We start from the raw sequence: 17816 nt of genomic DNA, 5'->3' as shown, positions 1-17816 counted from the left end.
CTTGCGCTTAAAGCAAATACTTTGTGTTAAGGTCCGTCACATGGCTATAAAAGAAGGAATACGCACCGGAGGCCGTAGTGCCCGGGTGCAGGAATCAATTCACAGCGCCGTGCGTGACCTGCTCCTCGAACATGATCGCGGTGCATTGAGCGTGCCCTTGATCGCCGCTCGCGCAGGTGTGACCCCGTCCACTATCTATCGCCGCTGGGGCGACCTGACGACATTGCTGGCGGACGCGGCGGTTGAGCGTCTGCGCCCGGATGAACCAATCGATTGCGGAAACTTTCGCGACGACCTGCTGACCTGGACCGAGATGTACCTGGATGAAATGAATTCAGCCCCCGGCCGGGAAATGATGCGCGACGTGGTCGCCAGCAGCGCCACGACCTGCTCGGGCAAATGTATCGGGATCACCCGCGACCAGGTGCAGACCATCATCGACCGTGCCCTGGCCCGAGGCGAAAGCGCCCCGCCGGCTGATGACCTGATCGACATGGTGATCGCTCCGCTGATCTACCGCATCCTGTACGCCGAGGCCGCGCCAAGCCTGGAACGTGTTCATCAGTGGGTGGAGCGTTGCCTGCAGCTCGCCGCCCAGCCGTTGAATTGCGATTGAACCATGCATAGCCTCGAACAACTGCGCACCGGGAAACTGGCGGGAATCAAACGGCTCGATCTGTCTTGTGACCTGAATGAGTTCCCCCGGGAAATATTCAACCTGGCCGACTCGCTGGAGACCCTGAACCTGACGGGCAATCGCCTGAAAAGCCTGCCCGACGATCTGCATCGTCTGCACCGGCTGCAGGTGTTGTTCTGTTCCGAGAACCAGTTCAGCGAATTGCCCGCCTGCATCGGCCGTTGCCAGAATCTGCGCATTGTCGGCTTCAAGGCCAATCAGATTCGTCACGTGCCCGGCACGGCGCTGCCACCGCGGCTGCGCTGGCTGATTCTCACCGACAACCTGATTGAACAATTGCCCAACGAACTGGGCGACTGCCTTTCGTTGCAGAAACTGATGCTGGCCGGAAACCGGCTGCACGAGCTGCCTGCAAGCGTTGTCGGTTGCCAGCAACTGGAGTTGTTGCGCATTTCCGCAAACCAGCTGACCCAATTACCCGAGTGGCTGCTCAAGCTGCCTTCATTGGCCTGGCTCGCGTTCGCAGGCAATCCGCTGTGCGCGGCTCAGCCGCCGCTGCCAGGGCCAGAAATTCCATGGCAGCAATTACTGATCCAACAGCCGTTAGGCGAAGGCGCATCGGGGATCATTCAGCGGGCCATATGGCAAAGCCCAGATCAACCCGCAACCCCAGTGGCCGTAAAACTGTATAAGGGCAGCATGACCAGCGATGGTTCGCCGCTCAATGAAATGGCCGCCTGTATCGCCGCTGGCGAGCATCGGAATCTGATCGAGATTCAGGGCAGAATTCCCGACCATCCCCAAGGTCAGGCCGGATTGGTCATGCAGCTTATTGCGCCTCACTTCGTCAATCTGGCCGGGCCACCGAGCCTTGACTCCTGCACCCGTGATGTCTACCCGGTGGACTTGCGATTGTCTTTGTCGGTGTTATTGCGCATGGCTCGCGGGCTCGCTTCAGTCACCGCTCACCTGCATGCCCGCGGGATTACCCATGGCGATCTGTACGGCCACAACATCCTCTGGGAGCCGGAGGGTGACTGTTTGCTGGGTGACTTTGGCGCAGCCTCATTGCACCCCAATGTCGAACAGGCCCAGGCGCTGGAGCGCATCGAAACCCGGGCTTTCGGGATTTTACTGGGGGAACTGCTGGAGCGCTGTGATGAGCCTGCCCCACTCGAATGGCTTGAGCTACAGGCGCGATGCATTCAGCCGGATGTCGGCCAGAGGCCCGCGATGAGCGAAGTCGAACGGGGTCTGCGGACAGTGCATTCCTTGTAGGAGCGACCGGGGTGGCGCTCCACCTTGCACGTGGTTCGGTCTATTCGAGAACGCTGGACCCTGTGGGAGCGAATTCATTCGCGAAAGCAGTAGTAAGGCCCCTGAAGATGCATCGAATGTACCGGCCTCTTCGCGAATAAATTCGCTCCCACAGGTTTGGTTAGTCCAGCGCCCGCGCAGTAACTACCCCGCCAGCCCCACATAGACGTTCTGCACGTCATCGTTATTGTCGATGGCGGCAAGAAACGCTTCGACTTCTGCCATTTGCTCTTCGGTCAGGCCATCGACTGTGCTTTTCGGGCGATAGCCTAGTTGGGCGGACTGGACGGTAAAGCCGAACTCAGGGAGCTTCTTGCAAACAGCGTCCATATCGGTGGGTTCGGTCAGGAACAGGGTTGCGCCCTCTTCGCCCGGCTCACAATCCTGAGCTCCGGCTTCAATGGCCGCTTCGTCAGGATCGGCATCGGGGTTGATGGGCATCGCTTCGATCATGCCCTGATAGTTGAAATCCCAGGACACCGAACCCGCTGCGCCCAGCTGGCCTTTACGGAACAGCACACGGATTTCCGAGACGGTGCGGTTGATGTTATCGGTCAGGCATTCGACGATTACAGGCACCCGGTGCGGGGCAAAGCCTTCGTAAGTGAGGCGCTCGAATGTGACGTTTTCGCCCAGCAAACCCGCCCCCTTCTTGATCGCGCGCTCCAGGGTTTCCCGGGGCATCGACGCTTTTTTCGCCTGCTCGACGACCAGCCTGAGGCGCGGGTTCATGTCCGGATCTGCCCCGGCACGAGCAGCGATCATGATTTCCTTGGACAGCTTGCCGAAGATACGACCCTTGGCGTTGGATGCTGCTTCTTTATGCTTGACCTTCCACTGTGCGCCCATGCTTGCTCTCTTTATATCCAATGGCGCTTCGCCCACCGCGCGGTGCCAGATACGGACCTACAGCGAACGGGGCAAAGCGTTAAAAATATGGCATGTCAGAACTGATGCGTGACATGCGGCGCATTTTATACGTGATGGCGTCAGATGAAACCCCTTTGAGCCTCGTTCTCAAGTTGTATGACGTGTAATGCCTTACACCGCAATTAGCGACTTCGCCCTTTCATGTGTAGTCCTTTTCCGAAAAAGCCGGTAGCGATGCCTATCCACCTTCGCTTTTCGTACCCTCTGCCCCCTTATTTTTGAGGTGGAGCGATGTGATGTCCGAAGACCAACAACTTTCCGTGACCCTGACCATTGACGATAACGAGATCGACATGGCTGTCGTGAGCGTCAGAGGTCGAGAGGGAATTAACGAAACCTACTGTTTCAGCGTCGATCTGATCAGCAGCGAACCGGATCTACAATCGGCTAGGCTTGAGCGCCGCTGCGCCTGGCTGGCCTTCGGCGCCAATCGTGGGGTACACGGCAAGCTGAGCAACGTCACCTGTCTATACGCCGGAGCAAACCTGAGTCTGTACCGGATAGAGCTGCGCCCACACCTGAGGGATCTACAGCAGGGCAAGAAGCGGCGGATACTGCATCAGCTGAGCGTGCCGCAAATTCTCAAGTTGCTGCTTAGCGAAAACGGGATGGACTCGACCAGCTATCGTTTCGACCAGATGGTCGGCATCTATCCGCCACGCCCGATCTGCGTGCAGCATGACGAGAGCGATCTTCATCTGTTGCAAAGGCTCTGCGAGGAGGAAGGTATCCACTTTCGTTTCGAGCACTGCCCCACCAACCATTGCCTGGTCTTTGCCGACGATCCGGCGAGTTTTGCGCAAAGACTGCTTCCCATGCGCTTCCAGTCGAGCGATCCCAATGTCATTGCGCTGCGGTCCATTTCCTACTTGGCTGAGCATTGGCGGATTCATCCTGCGTCCACTTATCCTGGCCAGTATCGCCATGGACGTGCTGCTGCGACACAGGCCTGGATGGACATGGGCGAATCCGAAGCGCCGAACGAACGATTCGAAGCAAGTACCACCTCCCAGTTGCCGAGCGAGGAGTCCGCCCATGAGAGGCAGCTCAGCGCTCGTCAGCTGGAGCGACAACGTTGTGAACGGCGGGTCGTGTTGGGTCGAAGCGATGACTATGTCATCGGTGCAGGTCTGATCATTCAGGTACTGGACCATCCCGTTTCAGCCCTCAATGATCACTGGTTACTGGTGGAGGTGACCCATGCGGCAAAGCAGCCTCAGGTCCTGGAGGGGCAGGATACTGAGGATGTCGTAGCCATTGTCGAGGCCATTGAGGCAACTGCCGGGATGGTGGCCGTCGCCCCGCAACAGTCCTGCTTTGACACCGAGCCTTTCAGCCAGGGGTACCGTAATCATTTTCGTGTGCTGCCCTGGGAGATGGCGTTCCGCCCGACGCTGAAACATTGCAAACAGCGGGTGACTGACTATCAGCAAGCCACACTGCTCAGCGGCGAAACGGTGATCAATGATGCGGACAAGCAAGCACGTTTACCCATTCGATTTGATTGGCAAGCAGAACTGGATGCCCAGAAAATCGCCCACCGCTCACTGGCCTGTTTCGCATCGCACCTGATTGACGACTTACGGACAGGCAGACGACTGCTGGTTGGATATTTCGAAGGTGATGCGGATTGTCCGGCCATCTTCGATGTCGCCGACAATGGGTCTGATGTAATGCCGACTCAGCACAGCCCTCTGTGGCCTGCCCATAAAACCAAGGACCTGAGCCTGCGCACCGATAAAGCCACCTTCACTCTGACTGCCGAGGGCATCACCGTGACCCGCGAGGATACCCGGCTACTGCTTCAGGAGCCGCCACTGCCTCAGGCGCCGCCCCGGGACGAACCCGCTTCAAGCGGGCGATTTGACACCGATTTGCGCCTGACTCGGCAACATACCCCTGAAGGTGAGCCGTATTCGAATCGGTTGTGGTACATCGTGCGCATGCTTCAGCCAGGCCTGCACTATGTGGCGTGGCTCGAACCGGAGCACTTCCTGCTCGAGGGTAAGACGGACGAGCACGGCAACCTGGGGCTCAATCCGCGCCAGCTGCGCCAACTGGCTGCCGAATATCGCGCAACGCCGGAAAATATCTGTCTGGTGCACCCCGGTTATTGCATCACCCTGAAAAACTGGTTCCAGCAAAACTGGAGTGACTCGCTGTTTCAGGACTTTCTGGACCAGGATCAACCCGAAGAGTGGTCAGAACATTGAAGCCCGAACGGGGTCGAAAATTTGGTAGGCCCTCATGAAAGGAGTTCACCATGCCTCTCGAATTTGACAGCACCCACGAGCATTGCTCAGCGCAGCTCGATGGCGTGAACCGCAGAAGTCGTGTCGTGGATGTTTCGATTACGACTAACGACGTCACGCATATGTCTGAGGCCGAGATAGATGGCGTAAAAGTGCCCATCACCGAAGCTGAAGCCGATGCTCTGACGCTCTATAAAGCCAAGGATCTACGCCACCATACTGTTAATCGCGATGACGAAGATCCACTGACGGTTATCTAAGAGGCTTGAGTCAGCGCCCGCCACCGAGATCGATGAAGGTCCCGGTGGCGTACGATGCCTTGTCCGACAACAGCCAGATAATCGCCTCCGCGACTTCTTCGGCAACGCCGCCCCTGCCCATGGGAATACCCGGTTCCAACCGACTGACCCGATTCGGGTCACCGCTCAACGCATGAAAGTCGGTAAATATGTAGCCTGGTCGTACCGCGTTGACACGGATACCTTCCCCGGCCACTTCCCGGGACAGGCCGATAGTGAACGTATCCAGCGCCCCTTTGGACGCTGCGTAGTCAACGTATTCTCCTGGCGAGCCCAGGCGTGCTGCGACAGACGAGACATTGACGATGCTGCCACCCCTGCCGCCATGACGCGGCGACATACGCAGAATTGCATGCTTGCTGCACAGAATAGGGCCGACCACGTTGGTCATCATCATTTTGAGCAATCGAAACTCGCTCATTTCTTCCACTGGAGACGCCTGCGCCACGGTTGCTGCGTTATTAACCAGATGGGTAACCGGCCCGAACTCGGCATCCACCCTGGCAAACAGTCGGATGATCTCGTCTTCATTACTGACATCCGCCTGCACCGCGAAGGCCATGGCGCCCAACTCGCGTACCTGTCTGCAAACGCGATCGGCGGCCCCATGATCAGAAATATAGTTGATGCAGATCCGATAGCCTTGCGTTGCCGCAAGCAACGCCGTGGCAGCGCCGATACCTCGGGAACCGCCCGTGATGATGAGAACTTTCTCCATAACCTCACTCATAGCTTGTTCAATGATCAGGACCAAGGCTCTTGCCGTTATCCAGGCAAACGGATCAGCCCCCGTAAAGCTTCATCCGGTTCAGAGTCTAGATCACTCCGGAACGACTTGGCGTTAGCTGCATGAATATCGGCCATGAAACGCTCCGCCGGCAAGGGATGCCCGAGCAAAAAGCCCTGCAGCGAGTTGCAGCCCAGGCGGGTCAGGAAGCTCTGTTGACGATGAGTTTCGATTCCTTCCGCTACGATGCGCAGATTCAATGCCCTGCCAAGGGCGACAATCGCCGAGATGATCGCGGCATCGTTGCTGTCATGATCCAGATCGCGAACAAAACCACGGTCGATCTTGAGCTCATTGGCAGGCAGACGCTTGAGGTACATGAGGCTGGAGTAGCCGGTACCAAAGTCATCGATGGACAGGTCAACCCCCATGTCGGATAACTCGCGCAACACCGTAACACTGGCTTCGGTGTCGTTCATCGCCGTGGTTTCCGTGATCTCAAGGGTCAGGCTGTTGGGCGCCAGAGCGTGCCGGGCCAGGGTTCTGGCGACGGTGTCTACCAGACTGGAATGGCAGAACTGCAAGGCCGACAGATTGACCGAAATACGCCAGTGGCTGAAACCCATGTCCGCCCAGACCCGCATCTGCCGGCAAGCTTCGTCCAACACCCACTCGCCGATGCCGATGATCAGACCTGTTTTCTCAGCCATGCCGATGAACGTGTCGGGTTGCAGCAGCCCCCGTTGTGGATGGTTCCAGCGCAGGAGAGCCTCTGCGCCCACCGGTTCGCCCGTAAGGGCATCGAACTTGGGCTGGTAGAACAGGCAGAAATGTTTGTACTTGAGGGCAACCCGCAAATCCTGCAACAGGTCCAGCTGATTGCGGGCGTCGGTGTTCATGGAACTGTTGAAAAAGCTGTAACCGTTCTTTCCGGCATCCTTGGCGTGATACATGGCGGCGTCAGCATTCATCAGCAGCTCTTCGGGAGTTACCCCACCACCGGGATACAGGCTGATGCCAATACTTACCGAGACCTGCAACAAATGATCGGCAATCTGGAACGGCTGCCCGATCACATTGACCTGGCGTGCCGCGATCAGTGCCGCATCATCCAGGTCGTCCAACTCAACCAGTAGCACGAATTCGTCGCCGCCAATGCGGGCGAGTGTGTCCTCGCGGTGCAGATTGGCCCTCAGACGCAGGCCTACCTCACGCAACAACTGATCACCAATGTGATGGCCGAAGGCGTCGTTGACCGGCTTGAAGCCATCCAGATCCATGAACATCAAGGCAAAACTGCCACCCTTGGCATTGATACGCTGCATGGCCCGTTCTATGCGTTCGGCCAACAGAACCCGATTGGGTAAACCGGTCAAGGTGTCGTGCTGCGCCAAGTGCGTCAGCTCTCGGTTGGCCTCGGTCAGAGACCGGGTCAGAAGCGCCGTGCGCGACTCCATTCGCGCATCGAGAATCGACGTCAGCAGCGTGATTGTGAACACCGCCAGACTCGTCACCAGTACCAGAGAAACCAGGCCACTGGGCGCTATTCCCTCGCCAAGAGCGCCACAGAAACTGTTTTCGGAAAAGTTGGCAGCGGCCATGCCGGTGTAATGCATGCCCACAATCGCCAGCCCCATCACTACAGCGGCGCCACCACGGGCAAGGTGGACATTGGGCTTTTGCTCGCGCAAACGAAACGCAATCCACAACGCAGCGGCAGAGGCCACGATGGCGATTAACCAGGAGGCAGCGACGGTCACGGCGTCATAGCTGATGCTCGGATACATGCGCAGCGAAGCCATGCCGGTGTAGTGCATGGCGCTGATACCGGCGCCCATGAATATGGCACCCAGGCTCAGCTGCAACCCGGGCAGGCGCGGCTGGCTGACCAGCCACAAGGCCAGTCCGGCGGACAGAATGGCAATCAATAACGACAGAAACGTGATCGGTAAATCGAAGGCCACCTCAATAGGTAACTCAAAGGCCAGCATGCCAATGAAGTGCGTCGACCAGATCCCCACGCCCATGGAGAACGCGCCGCCAGACATCCAGACTGCCTGCGCCCTGCCCTTGGCCGAAGCGATGCGCCCGGCAAGGTCCAGCGAGGTGTAAGCAGCCAGTACGGCGACGAGGATTGAGATTAGAACCAGCGAGGGGGTGTAACTACCGATCAGCATGAAGGGCCAATGACCTGGATAATTGAGCGTATCCATGCCCATTCAAAAGAGGAGGCGATTCTACCGGGTTCCTACCAAATGTCGCGTTCACTCGTCGCAAATATGGCTGTTTGCTATCAGATTGAAACGGCTCGTGGAGCCCACTGATTTGCGAGGCAGTCAGCCGTTGGAGCGAGTGATTCCGTGGGAGCGAATTCATGCGCGAAGGCTGTGGTTAGTCTTCCCCCCGCCAGCAACGGATGTGCAAACGCTGTTCAGTCCTTCGACGCCTCAATATCCAGCCCACTCTCCGCATTCCACCCCCCACCCAAGGCGGCAATCAACTGCACACTGGCGATCAACCGGCTTTGCAGTAGCGTCAACACACTTCGTTCATTGCTCAAGGCCGTGGCCTGCACATTGACCACATCCAGATAACCAATCAGACCTGCCTTGTATTGATTGCTGGTCAGGCGCAACGAATCACGGGCGGCAGCCAGCGCTTCAGCCCGCACCGCTGATTCGTCCTGATACACCTTTAGCTGTATCAGGTAGTTTTCGACTTCCTGAAAACCACTGAGCACGGTCTGGCGGTATTGGGCGACTGTCTGGTCGTAGACTGCTTCGGTACGATCCACTTCCGCCGAGCGCTGCCCGCCATCGAACAGGGTCATGGCCAACTTCGGGCCGACCGACCAGAAACGGTTCGGCAGACTGATCCAGTTGGAGAAGGTACTGCTGCTGTAGCCGCCGCTGAGACTCAGTGACAGGTCGGGATAATAAGCGGCTTTTGCGATCCCTATATTGGCGTTGGCAGCCATCACCGAACGCTCGGCTGCGGCGATGTCAGGCCGTCGTTCCAGCAACTGCGAAGGCAATGCGACGGGAATCTGCGGCAACTCCGGAATGGTTGTGGTAACCGCCAGACTGAAATCTGCCGGAGCCTGCCCCATGAGCACGGCGATAGCGTTTTCGAACTGTGCGCGCTGCCAGACCAGATCAATCAGATCCGCCTGAGTACTTTTAAGCTGGGTCTGCGCCTGTGCGACAGCATCACGTCCGGAAATGCCAGCGCGGTATTGATTCTGGGTCAGCGTGAGGGAGCGCTGATAGGCGTCGACCGTGGCCTCCAATAGTCGTTTCTGCTCATCGATTACCCGTAATTGCAGGTAGTTCTGCACCAGTTCCGATTGCAGGCTTAGCTGCATGGCCGCCAGATCTGCGAGGCTTGCCTGAGCACTGGCTTTATCGGCTTCCAGACCCCGGCGTAGCTTGCCCCAGATATCCGCTTCCCAGCTGACGCCCAGTTGGGTGCTGTAGGTGTCGCGTATGCCGCTATTCGAAGAGGTCAGGCTCGAACTGCTGCTGCCCGCGCCTTGGCTGGAGCGTGTTTTGCCCGCGCTCAGGTCGAGCGTCGGGAAAAATGCCCCACGGGAACTGCGCACCAGTGCTTTGGCCTGACGGTACTGAGCCTCGTATTGGGCGACGGTCTGGTTGGAGCTGTTGAGTTTCTCCACCAACCCGTTCAGTTGCGCGTCGCCGTAAACCTCCCACCAGGCTCCGCGCGCCATTGCATCACTGGGTGCAGCCTGTTTCCAGCCTTCGGCCGCCTTGAACTGCACCGGTGTCGGCATCTCTGGCGTCTTATAGTCAGGCCCCACCGCGCAGGCACTCAACAGCAGAGCACACAGCCCCAGGCCAAAAGTACGTGCAGGCCAGTGCTTGATGGCGTCAATCTTGCGGTGTTCGGTCATAGCGGAGTTTCCAGAGCAGCATCAGTACGCACGCCGCGCCACTTGTTGAAGCGATGGCGCAGTCGGTCGAGATAAAGGTAAACCACCGGAGTGGTGTAAAGGGTCAGAACCTGGCTGAAAACCAGCCCACCAATAATGGTCAGGCCCAAAGGGCGACGCATTTCGGCGCCAGCCGCACTGCTGAGCAACAACGGCAAGGCACCGAGAATGGCGGCCATCGTGGTCATCAGGATAGGCCGCAAACGCTGCAGGCATGCCATCCGGATCGATTCCTCCGGGCTCATGCCGCTGTCGCGCTCAAGCTGCAGCGCCAGGTCGATCATCATGATCGCGTTTTTCTTGACCACGCCGATCAGCAAAAACAGGCCCAGCAGCGAAATAAGGCTGAATTGCGACCCAATCACATAAATGCTCAGCAGCGCCCCTACTCCGGCCGATGGCAGCGTCGAAAGGATTGTCAACGGATGGATGTAGCTTTCGTACAAGATGCCCAGCACCAGATAGACCGCCAGTAACGCACCGAGAATCATCCAGGGCTGACTTTTCTGGGTGGCAGCAAAGGCACTGGCGGTACCGGCCATTTTGGCGATGACGTCCGACGGCAATCCTACCTGAGCCACCGCGCGCTCGATGGCGATGGTGGCCTGGTCAACGCTATACCCTTCGGCGACATCGAATGAAATGTTTTCCGAAGCAAACTGCCCATCGTGGGAAACACTGTCATCGGCCAGGGTGCGCTCGTAATGGGCAATGCTGGACAGTGGCACCCGATTGCCGTCTTTGGTGATGACCTGGACCTGCTCCAGCGTCACCGGGTCCTGGGCGTATTTCGGATTGACCTCCATCACCACCTTGTACTGGTTCAGGCTGTCGTAGATGGTCGAGACCTGACGCTGGCTGTAGGCGTTGTTGAGGACCGCCGTGACCATATCCATGTCGATACCCAGGCGTTTGGCCGTATCACGATTGACCTGCAATGTGACTTGCTGGGCCCCTCGCCCTTCACGGGCATCAATAGCGGTCAGCTCCGGCAAGGCCTTGAGCGCCGCGACTACTTTCGGGTACCACAGGCGCAATGCGGCAAGATCACCACTTTGCAGAATGTACTGATACGCCGAGGTAGTCTGCTCACGGCCACCACCCAACTGCAGATCCTGGTCGGGCGTGAGGAACACCCGTCCGCCCGGTACCTTCGGCATTTCTTTGCGCAAGCGCTCCACAACCTGCTCGGCGGAAAGCTTGCGCTGCTCGATAGGCTTGAGGCGAACCAGCAAAAAGGCGTTATTGGTGCCGCTGTTGCCGCCGATGAAACCGGCTATGGAGTCCACCGCCGGATCAGCCAGAATCGCTCGACGGAAAATCTCCATCTTTGGCTGCATCACCGAAAACGAAAGCCCGTCGTCGCCGCGCACGAAGCCCACCAGTTGCCCGGTGTCCTGAGTCGGCAGAAAGGTCTTGGGCACCACCACATACAACGCCACGTTGACGACCACCGTGACCAGCAGGCTGAGCAATGTCAGGCGCCTGTGACGCATCACCCAGCCAAGGCTGCGATCGTAACCGGCGACCATGCGCTCGTTGACCCGGTTGCTCCAGCGTTGCAACCGGTTCTCGCTGCCAGGCACATGGGGTTTGAGCCAGCGGGCGCAAAGCATGGGCGTCAGGGTCAGGGAAACCACCAACGACACGAGGATCGACGCCGACAGCGTAATGGAGAACTCCCGGAACAGACTCTCGACCAGACCGCCCATGAACAGGATCGAAATAAAGACCGCCACCAGCGATATGTTCATCGCCATCAGGGTGAAGCCTACTTCCTTGGCCCCTAGATACGACGCCTCCATAGGCGGCATGCCATTGTCGATATGCCTGGAAATGTTCTCCAGCACCACAATGGCGTCGTCCACCACCAGCCCCGTAGCGAGAATCAGCGCCATCAACGACAGGTTGTTCAGCGAGAAACCGTACAGGTACATAAAGGCGAACGTGCCCACCAGCGACACCGGCACCGCCAACGTGGGGATCAGGGACGCGCGGAAATTGCCCAGGAACAGATACACCACCATGATCACCAGCGCGACGGCGATCAGCAGGGTCATTTCCGCCTCGTGCAAGGTGGCCTTGATAACCGGCGAGCGATCCAGGGCCAGTTCCAGCTTGACGCTGGCCGGCAGTACCGCTTCCAGGGCCGGCAACTGAGCCTTTATCTGCGCCACGGTTTCGATGATGTTGGCCCCGGCCTGGCGGTTGATCACCAGCAGAACCGCTCCTTTATCGTTGAAGAACCCGGAGTTGTAACGGTTCTCCACTGCATCGCTGACTTTCGCTACATCCTTGAGGCGCAAAGCCGCGCCGTCCTGATAGCGGATAATCAGCGATTCGTAATCTGCAGCTTTCTCGAGTTGATCGTTGGCCTGCACCTGCCAGTTGTACTGCGAGTTCTCGACCGAGCCCTTGGGCCGACGCACATTAGCGCCGGTAATTGTCGTCCGTACATCGTCCAGGGAAACACCGTACTGATCGAGCAGCTGCGGCTCAAGTTCGATGCGTACCGCTGGCAGAGAACTGCCGCCGATCTGGATTTCGCCCACGCCAGTGACCTGCGAAAGGCTTTGCGACAGGATCGTCGAAGCGACGTCGTAAAGCTGGCCCTTCTGCAGCACATCGGAGGTCAGCGACAGGACCATGATCGGTGCCTGAGACGGGTTGACCTTCTTGTAGGTCGGCATGCTGCGCATGCCGCTGGGCAGCAGATTACGCGAGGCGTTGATCGCTGCCTGTACTTCCCGAGCCGCACCGTTGATGTCGCGATCCAGATCAAATTGCAGAATAATCCGGGTCGAACCCTGGCTCGACCGGCTGCTCATGGTGTTGACCCCGGCAATGGAACCCAGGGAGCGCTCCAGAGGAGTCGCAACGCTGGAAGCCATGATTTCCGGGCTGGCCCCTGGCAAGCTGGCCGACACCACAATCACCGGAAAGTCCATGTTCGGCAGCGGTGCCACCGGCAGCAGGCCGAAGCTCACGCCACCGAGCAACATGATTGCCAGACTCAGAAGCATGGTGGCTACCGGTCTGCGGATGAAGGGGCCGGACAGGTTCATTGGGAGCAGCTCCAGGCTGCAAGCTGCGAGCTGCAAGCGCAAAAGTCGAGAACAACCCTCTTGCCGCTTGAAGCTTGAAGCTTATAGCTACGCCTCATACCGCCACCTCTTTTGGCTCGGAGCCCCGGAATCGGCGTCCAAGACGATCAAAATAGAGATAGATAACTGGCGTAGTGAACAAGGTCAGTACCTGACTGAGCATCAGTCCGCCGACCATCACCAATCCCAACGGCTGACGCAATTCAGCGCCGGAGCCGGTGGCGAGCATCAGTGGCACAGCACCGAACAACGCCGCCATGGTGGTCATCAGGATCGGTCGGAAACGCAGTAGCGCCGCTTCATAGATCGCAGTTTCAGGATCAACGCCACGGTTACGTTCGGCGTCCAGCGCGAAGTCGATCATCATGATCGCGTTTTTCTTGACGATGCCGATCAACAGGATGATGCCGATAATGGCAATCATCCCCAGATCATTGCCGCTGATCAGCAGCGCCAGCAACGCGCCAACGGCGGCCGACGGCAAGGTCGACAGAATGGTGATGGGATGGATGTAACTTTCGTATAGAACACCCAGCACGATGTACATGGTGACTACCGCCGCCAGAATCAGCAGCAGCGTACTGGACAACGAAGCCTGGAAAGCCTCCGCCGCGCCCTGGAACTGGGTCTGCACCCCGGCAGGCATGCCGATGTCCCTCTGCACCTGCTCGATCACCTCCACCGCCGCACCCAGCGACACATCCGGCGCAAGGTTGAACGACATCATTACCGCCGGGAACTGCCCCAGGTGAGTGATTGCCAGCTGCGCCTGACGCTGTTCGACCCTGGCCAGACTGGACAGCTTGACCTGCGCGCCATCGGTGGTCTTGACGTGAATCTGCTCCAGCGCCTGCGGGCCCAGCTCATTGCCGGAAGCGGCCTGCAACACCACCCGATACTGGCTGGCCTGGGTGTAGATCGTGGAAATCTGCCGCTGACCGAACGCGTCATACAAAGCGTCGGTGATGTTCGCCACTGTCACCCCGAGGCGACTGGCGGCGTCCCGATCAATCAGCAGATAAACCTGCAACCCTTTGTCTTGCAGGTCACTGGCAACGTCGGTCAATTCCGGGCGTTTGCTCAAGGCGTCCACCAGTTTCCCGCTCCACAGGCTGAGCATTTCCGCGTCAGGCGACGACATGCTGAACTGGTACTGGGTACGGCTGACCCGATCCTCGATGGTCAGGTCCTGCACCGGCTGCAGAAACAGCCGAATGTCCGTCAACTTGTCGAGTTGCGGCTGCAGGCGCTGGATAATCTGAGTTGCCGTCACGTCGCGATCGGCATGGGGCTTCAGGTTGATCAGCAAGCGCCCACTGTTGAGCGTGGTGTTGTCGCCATCGACTCCGATGTAGGACGAAAGACTGGCGACCGCAGGGTCCTGCAGAATAATCTTCGCCAGTGACTGCTGGCGTTCGCCCATGGCGGCGAAGGATACCGACTGTGGCGCTTCGGATATGCCCTGAATCACCCCGGTATCCTGCACCGGGAAGAAGCCTTTGGGCACCACCATGTAGAGCAGCACCGTCAGTGCGAGGGTGGCGATGGCCACCAACAAGGTCAGCGGCTGATGCTTGAGCACCCAGCGCAATTTGTTGCCATACGCCTCGACCAGCCAGTCCAGCCAGGCACCGCTGGCACGATAAAAGCGACCCTGCTCTTCTTCCTTGGGTTCGCGCTTGAGCAGTCGCGCGCACATCATTGGCGTCAGCGTCAGTGACACCACCAGCGAAATCAGAATCGCCACGGCCAGGGTGATGGCGAACTCGCGGAACAGCCGCCCGACAACGTCAGCCATGAACAACAATGGAATCAATACCGCTATCAGTGAGATGGTCAGGGAAACCAGCGTGAAGCCGATCTGTTTCGCGCCCTTGAGCGCCGCCTGCATGGGCGACTCACCCTCCTCGATGTGCCGGGAGATGTTCTCCAGCATCACGATGGCGTCATCGACCACAAAACCGGTGGCAATGGTCATCGCCATCAGCGTCAGATTGTTGACTGAAAAGCCTGCCAGATACATCACCCCGAAGGTGCCGACCAGCGACAGCGGTACTGCAATCGACGGGATGATCGTCGCGCTGAAGCGACGCAGAAACAGGAACGTCACCAACACCACCAGGACGATGGCGATCAGCAATTCATGTTGCACGTCGGTCACTGCGGCACGAATAGTCTGGGTGCGGTCAGTCAGTACCACAACATCCAGTCCGGCCGGCAGGTTATCGGTGATGCTCGGTAGCAAAGCCTTGATGCGATCCACCACCTCAATCACGTTGGCACCCGGCTGGCGCTGGATATTGAGCAGAACCGCTTGATTTTCATTGGCCCAGGCTGCCAGACGCTCGTTCTCGGCGCCGTCAACAATCTCAGCCACATCCTTGAGCCGCAGCGGCGCACCGTTGCTGTAGGCCAGAATCAGGTTGGCATACTCTTCCGGCGACTTGAGCTGGTCGTTGGCATCCAGCATCGAGACCCGGGTCGGACCGTCAAAGTTACCCTTGGGCTGGTTGACGTTGGACGCACCGATCAAAGTGCGTACGTCTGCCAGGTTCAAGCCATTGGCGGCCAGCGCCTCGGGATTGACCTTGATCCGCACCGCCTGGCGTTGTCCACCGGCGATGCTGACCATGCCGACGCCGCTGATCTGGGAGATCTTCTGCGCCATGCGCGTATCGACCAGATCGTTGAGCTTGGGCAGCAGCATGGTTTTCGACGTAATAGCCAGGGTCAGCACCGGGGTATCGGCCGGATTGACCTTGTTATAGACCGGTGGGGCCGGCATGTCGCTGGGCAACAGGTTGGTCGCGCCATTGATCGCCGCCTGCACTTCCTGCTCGGCCACGTCCATATTCAAGTCGAGACTGAAACGCAACGTAATGACCGATGCGCCGCCAGAACTGGTGGACGCCATCTGGGTCAGACCGGGCATTTGCCCGAACTGACGCTCAAGTGGTGCCGTCACTGCGCTGGTCATCACCTGGGGACTGGCGCCGGGATACAGGGTCATCACCCGAATAGTCGGGTAATCGACCTGTGGCAGTGCCGAAACCGGGAGCAATTTGTAAGCGATCAAACCGGCCAGTACGATGGCCAGCATGCTCAGCGTGGTTGCGACCGGACGCAGGATGAACAGTCTGGAGATGTTCATGCGCGATCGTTTTCCGCCTTCCCGGCCGAAGCCGATTCATCGGTGTTTTTGCCAGGTTTGCCTTGCAACTGCTGACCAGGACCTGCCGGTACATCCTTGCTGTCACTGACCACTTCGACGTCGGCCCCGTCACGCAGGCGGTCTGTGCCTTCCAGCACCACCCGATCACCGGCCGCCAGGCCCTGGCTGACTACCGTCGACTGTTCATTGCTGGCGCCGGTCTTGAGCTCGCGGACCTTGACCTTCTTGTCGCCATCCATGACATAAACGAACGTGCCGTTATTCCCGAACTGCACCGAGGCGGTCGGGATTAACACCGCCTGCTTCAGGGTGTCGGCCAGCAGGTGCACATTGACGAACTGGTTGGGGAACAGCACTTCATTCTGGTTATCGAACCGGGCCTTGAATTTCAACGTACCGGTGGCTACGTCAATCTGGTTGTCCAGGCTGGCCAGCACGCCATCGGCCTGCTGCTTCAGATCGCTACGGTCCCAGGCCTCCACCGGCAGCTTGTCGCCACTGCGATAACGGGCGATTACGCTGGACAAGTCCTTCTCCGGCAAGGTGAACGCTACCGTAATCGGCTTGGTCTGGGTGATGACCACCAGCGCCGTGGTGTCGTTGGCAGCCACGAGGTTACCCACGTCCAGCTGCTTGAGACCGATCCGCCCGGCAATCGGCGCGCGGATACGGGTAAATTCCAGATTCAGTTTCGCGTCGCCCACCGCAGCCTGGTTGGTCTTGATCGTGCCCTGATACTGATTGACCAGCGACTCGGCGGTATCCAGCGTCTGCTTGGCGATACTGTCCTCGGCATACAGCCCGCGATAACGCTGAACATCCAGTTGAGCATTCTTGAGCAGCGCCTGATTGGTCGCCAGTGTGCCTTCAGCCTGTTGCAACGCAATCTGGTAACTACGCGGATCTATTTCAGCCAGCAGATCGCCGGCCTTGACCATCTGCCCTTCCTGGAAGTTGATCTTGACCAGCTCCCCCGCTACCCGGCTGCGCACGTTGATGGTGTTCATCGCCGTCACGGTGCCGAGGGCTTTGTAATAAATCGGAAAATCCCCCAGAACTGCAGGGGCAACCCGCACCGGTACGGCAACCGTAGAACCACCGAAACCTGGCCGAGCCACACTTCCTTGAGCTGCATTACCGGCTTTACGACCGCTGCCTTCTTTATGCGGCGCAGAGGTCGGCCACAGCCACCAGCACAAACCGGCGATAACCAAAAGTATCAGCAGACTGATGAGCCAGCGACGGGAACTACGGGGGCCAGACGATTGCATGAATAAATCAACCATTGCGGATGGGGCTTCTTCAGGAGGCTGAACAATAAGCACAGATGCGTGACAAGCAAAGCGGCTTTACCGGCAATTTACTTTGCCCTTACTTTTATTAAACACATGAAGCGTAAACGAAAACGGCCTGAATATATTCAGGCCGT

General features: G+C 58.4%; 11 protein-coding genes. 4 read left to right on the top strand and 7 right to left on the bottom strand.

Features of this window, described 5'->3' with window-relative positions; all coding sequences use genetic code 11:
* Positions 1-40 precede the first annotated feature (40 nt).
* Both IV01_RS21265 and IV01_RS21270 read left to right on the top strand, forming a co-directional pair.
* A complete protein-coding gene (locus tag IV01_RS21265; protein ID WP_032626036.1) occupies positions 41-616 on the top strand; it encodes a TetR/AcrR family transcriptional regulator in 576 nt (191 codons plus the stop codon).
* 3 nt (positions 617-619) lie between these two features.
* Positions 620-1915 carry a leucine-rich repeat-containing protein kinase family protein gene (locus IV01_RS21270; RefSeq protein WP_032626034.1) on the top strand — a complete coding sequence of 432 codons (1296 nt, stop codon included), beginning with the start codon at positions 620-622 and terminating at the stop codon, positions 1913-1915.
* Between the two features lie 183 nt (positions 1916-2098).
* On the opposite strand, the gene IV01_RS21275 is transcribed toward IV01_RS21270, so the two are convergent.
* Positions 2099-2803: a YebC/PmpR family DNA-binding transcriptional regulator gene (locus IV01_RS21275; protein WP_032626032.1), complete on the bottom strand. Its 705-nt coding sequence runs from the start codon at positions 2801-2803 to the stop codon at positions 2099-2101.
* A gap of 317 nt (positions 2804-3120) precedes the next feature.
* On the opposite strand from IV01_RS21275, the gene IV01_RS25835 reads away from it, so the two are divergent.
* Together IV01_RS25835 and IV01_RS21280 are read left to right on the top strand one after the other, a co-directional pair.
* Complete coding sequence (locus IV01_RS25835) at positions 3121-5097, top strand: type VI secretion system Vgr family protein (protein WP_050507286.1); 1977 nt, start codon at positions 3121-3123, stop codon at positions 5095-5097.
* Between the two features lie 50 nt (positions 5098-5147).
* Positions 5148-5396, top strand: coding sequence for a DUF3203 family protein (locus IV01_RS21280; RefSeq protein ID WP_032626030.1), 249 nt, complete (start codon positions 5148-5150; stop codon positions 5394-5396).
* A gap of 10 nt (positions 5397-5406) precedes the next feature.
* Here IV01_RS21280 and IV01_RS21285 read toward each other — a convergent pair whose 3' ends face one another.
* The 6 genes from IV01_RS21285 to IV01_RS21310 form a co-directional block, all read right to left on the bottom strand.
* On the bottom strand, positions 5407-6153 hold the full coding sequence (locus tag IV01_RS21285) for an SDR family oxidoreductase (RefSeq protein ID WP_032626027.1): 747 nt from the start codon (positions 6151-6153) through the stop codon (positions 5407-5409).
* A 47-nt stretch (positions 6154-6200) separates the two neighbouring features.
* Positions 6201-8339 carry a putative bifunctional diguanylate cyclase/phosphodiesterase gene (locus tag IV01_RS21290; protein ID WP_032626099.1) on the bottom strand — a complete coding sequence of 713 codons (2139 nt, stop codon included), beginning with the start codon at positions 8337-8339 and terminating at the stop codon, positions 6201-6203.
* 254 nt (positions 8340-8593) lie between these two features.
* The gene (locus IV01_RS21295) at positions 8594-10072 is read right to left on the bottom strand and encodes an efflux transporter outer membrane subunit (protein WP_050507285.1); all 1479 of its coding nucleotides are present in this window, start codon (positions 10070-10072) and stop codon (positions 8594-8596) included.
* Positions 10069-13176 (bottom strand): efflux RND transporter permease subunit, encoded by a 3108-nt coding sequence (locus tag IV01_RS21300; protein ID WP_032626024.1) that lies wholly within the window; start codon positions 13174-13176, stop codon positions 10069-10071. Before IV01_RS21300 ends, IV01_RS21295 begins: the two co-directional genes overlap by 4 nt.
* 94 nt (positions 13177-13270) lie before the next feature.
* Positions 13271-16366, bottom strand: coding sequence for an MdtB/MuxB family multidrug efflux RND transporter permease subunit (locus IV01_RS21305; RefSeq protein ID WP_032626022.1), 3096 nt, complete (start codon positions 16364-16366; stop codon positions 13271-13273).
* Positions 16363-17673, bottom strand: a complete 1311-nt coding sequence (locus IV01_RS21310; RefSeq protein WP_032626020.1) for an MdtA/MuxA family multidrug efflux RND transporter periplasmic adaptor subunit — start codon at positions 17671-17673, stop codon at positions 16363-16365. Before IV01_RS21310 ends, IV01_RS21305 begins: the two co-directional genes overlap by 4 nt.
* Positions 17674-17816 lie beyond the last annotated feature (143 nt).

The sequence above is a fragment of the Pseudomonas syringae genome, from assembly GCF_000737245.1.
Lineage (GTDB): Bacteria > Pseudomonadota > Gammaproteobacteria > Pseudomonadales > Pseudomonadaceae > Aquipseudomonas > Aquipseudomonas syringae_J.
This window is presented reverse-complemented; position numbering and strand designations above follow the sequence as displayed.

What these genes read in the sequence shown, in the direction of transcription:
- IV01_RS21285 (WP_032626027.1), bottom strand. Translation starts at nt 6,153, where the DNA reads ATGGAGAAAGTTCTCATCATCACGGGCGGTTCCCGAGGTATCGGCGCT.
- IV01_RS21305 (WP_032626022.1), bottom strand. Translation starts at nt 16,366, where the DNA reads ATGAACATCTCCAGACTGTTCATCCTGCGTCCGGTCGCAACCACGCTG.
- IV01_RS21275 (WP_032626032.1), bottom strand. Translation starts at nt 2,803, where the DNA reads ATGGGCGCACAGTGGAAGGTCAAGCATAAAGAAGCAGCATCCAACGCC.
- IV01_RS21290 (WP_032626099.1), bottom strand. Translation starts at nt 8,339, where the DNA reads ATGCTGATCGGTAGTTACACCCCCTCGCTGGTTCTAATCTCAATCCTC.
- IV01_RS21295 (WP_050507285.1), bottom strand. Translation starts at nt 10,072, where the DNA reads ATGACCGAACACCGCAAGATTGACGCCATCAAGCACTGGCCTGCACGT.
- IV01_RS21265 (WP_032626036.1), top strand. Translation starts at nt 41, where the DNA reads ATGGCTATAAAAGAAGGAATACGCACCGGAGGCCGTAGTGCCCGGGTG.
- IV01_RS25835 (WP_050507286.1), top strand. Translation starts at nt 3,121, where the DNA reads ATGTCCGAAGACCAACAACTTTCCGTGACCCTGACCATTGACGATAAC.
- IV01_RS21270 (WP_032626034.1), top strand. Translation starts at nt 620, where the DNA reads ATGCATAGCCTCGAACAACTGCGCACCGGGAAACTGGCGGGAATCAAA.
- IV01_RS21280 (WP_032626030.1), top strand. Translation starts at nt 5,148, where the DNA reads ATGCCTCTCGAATTTGACAGCACCCACGAGCATTGCTCAGCGCAGCTC.
- IV01_RS21300 (WP_032626024.1), bottom strand. Translation starts at nt 13,176, where the DNA reads ATGAACCTGTCCGGCCCCTTCATCCGCAGACCGGTAGCCACCATGCTT.
- IV01_RS21310 (WP_032626020.1), bottom strand. Translation starts at nt 17,673, where the DNA reads ATGGTTGATTTATTCATGCAATCGTCTGGCCCCCGTAGTTCCCGTCGC.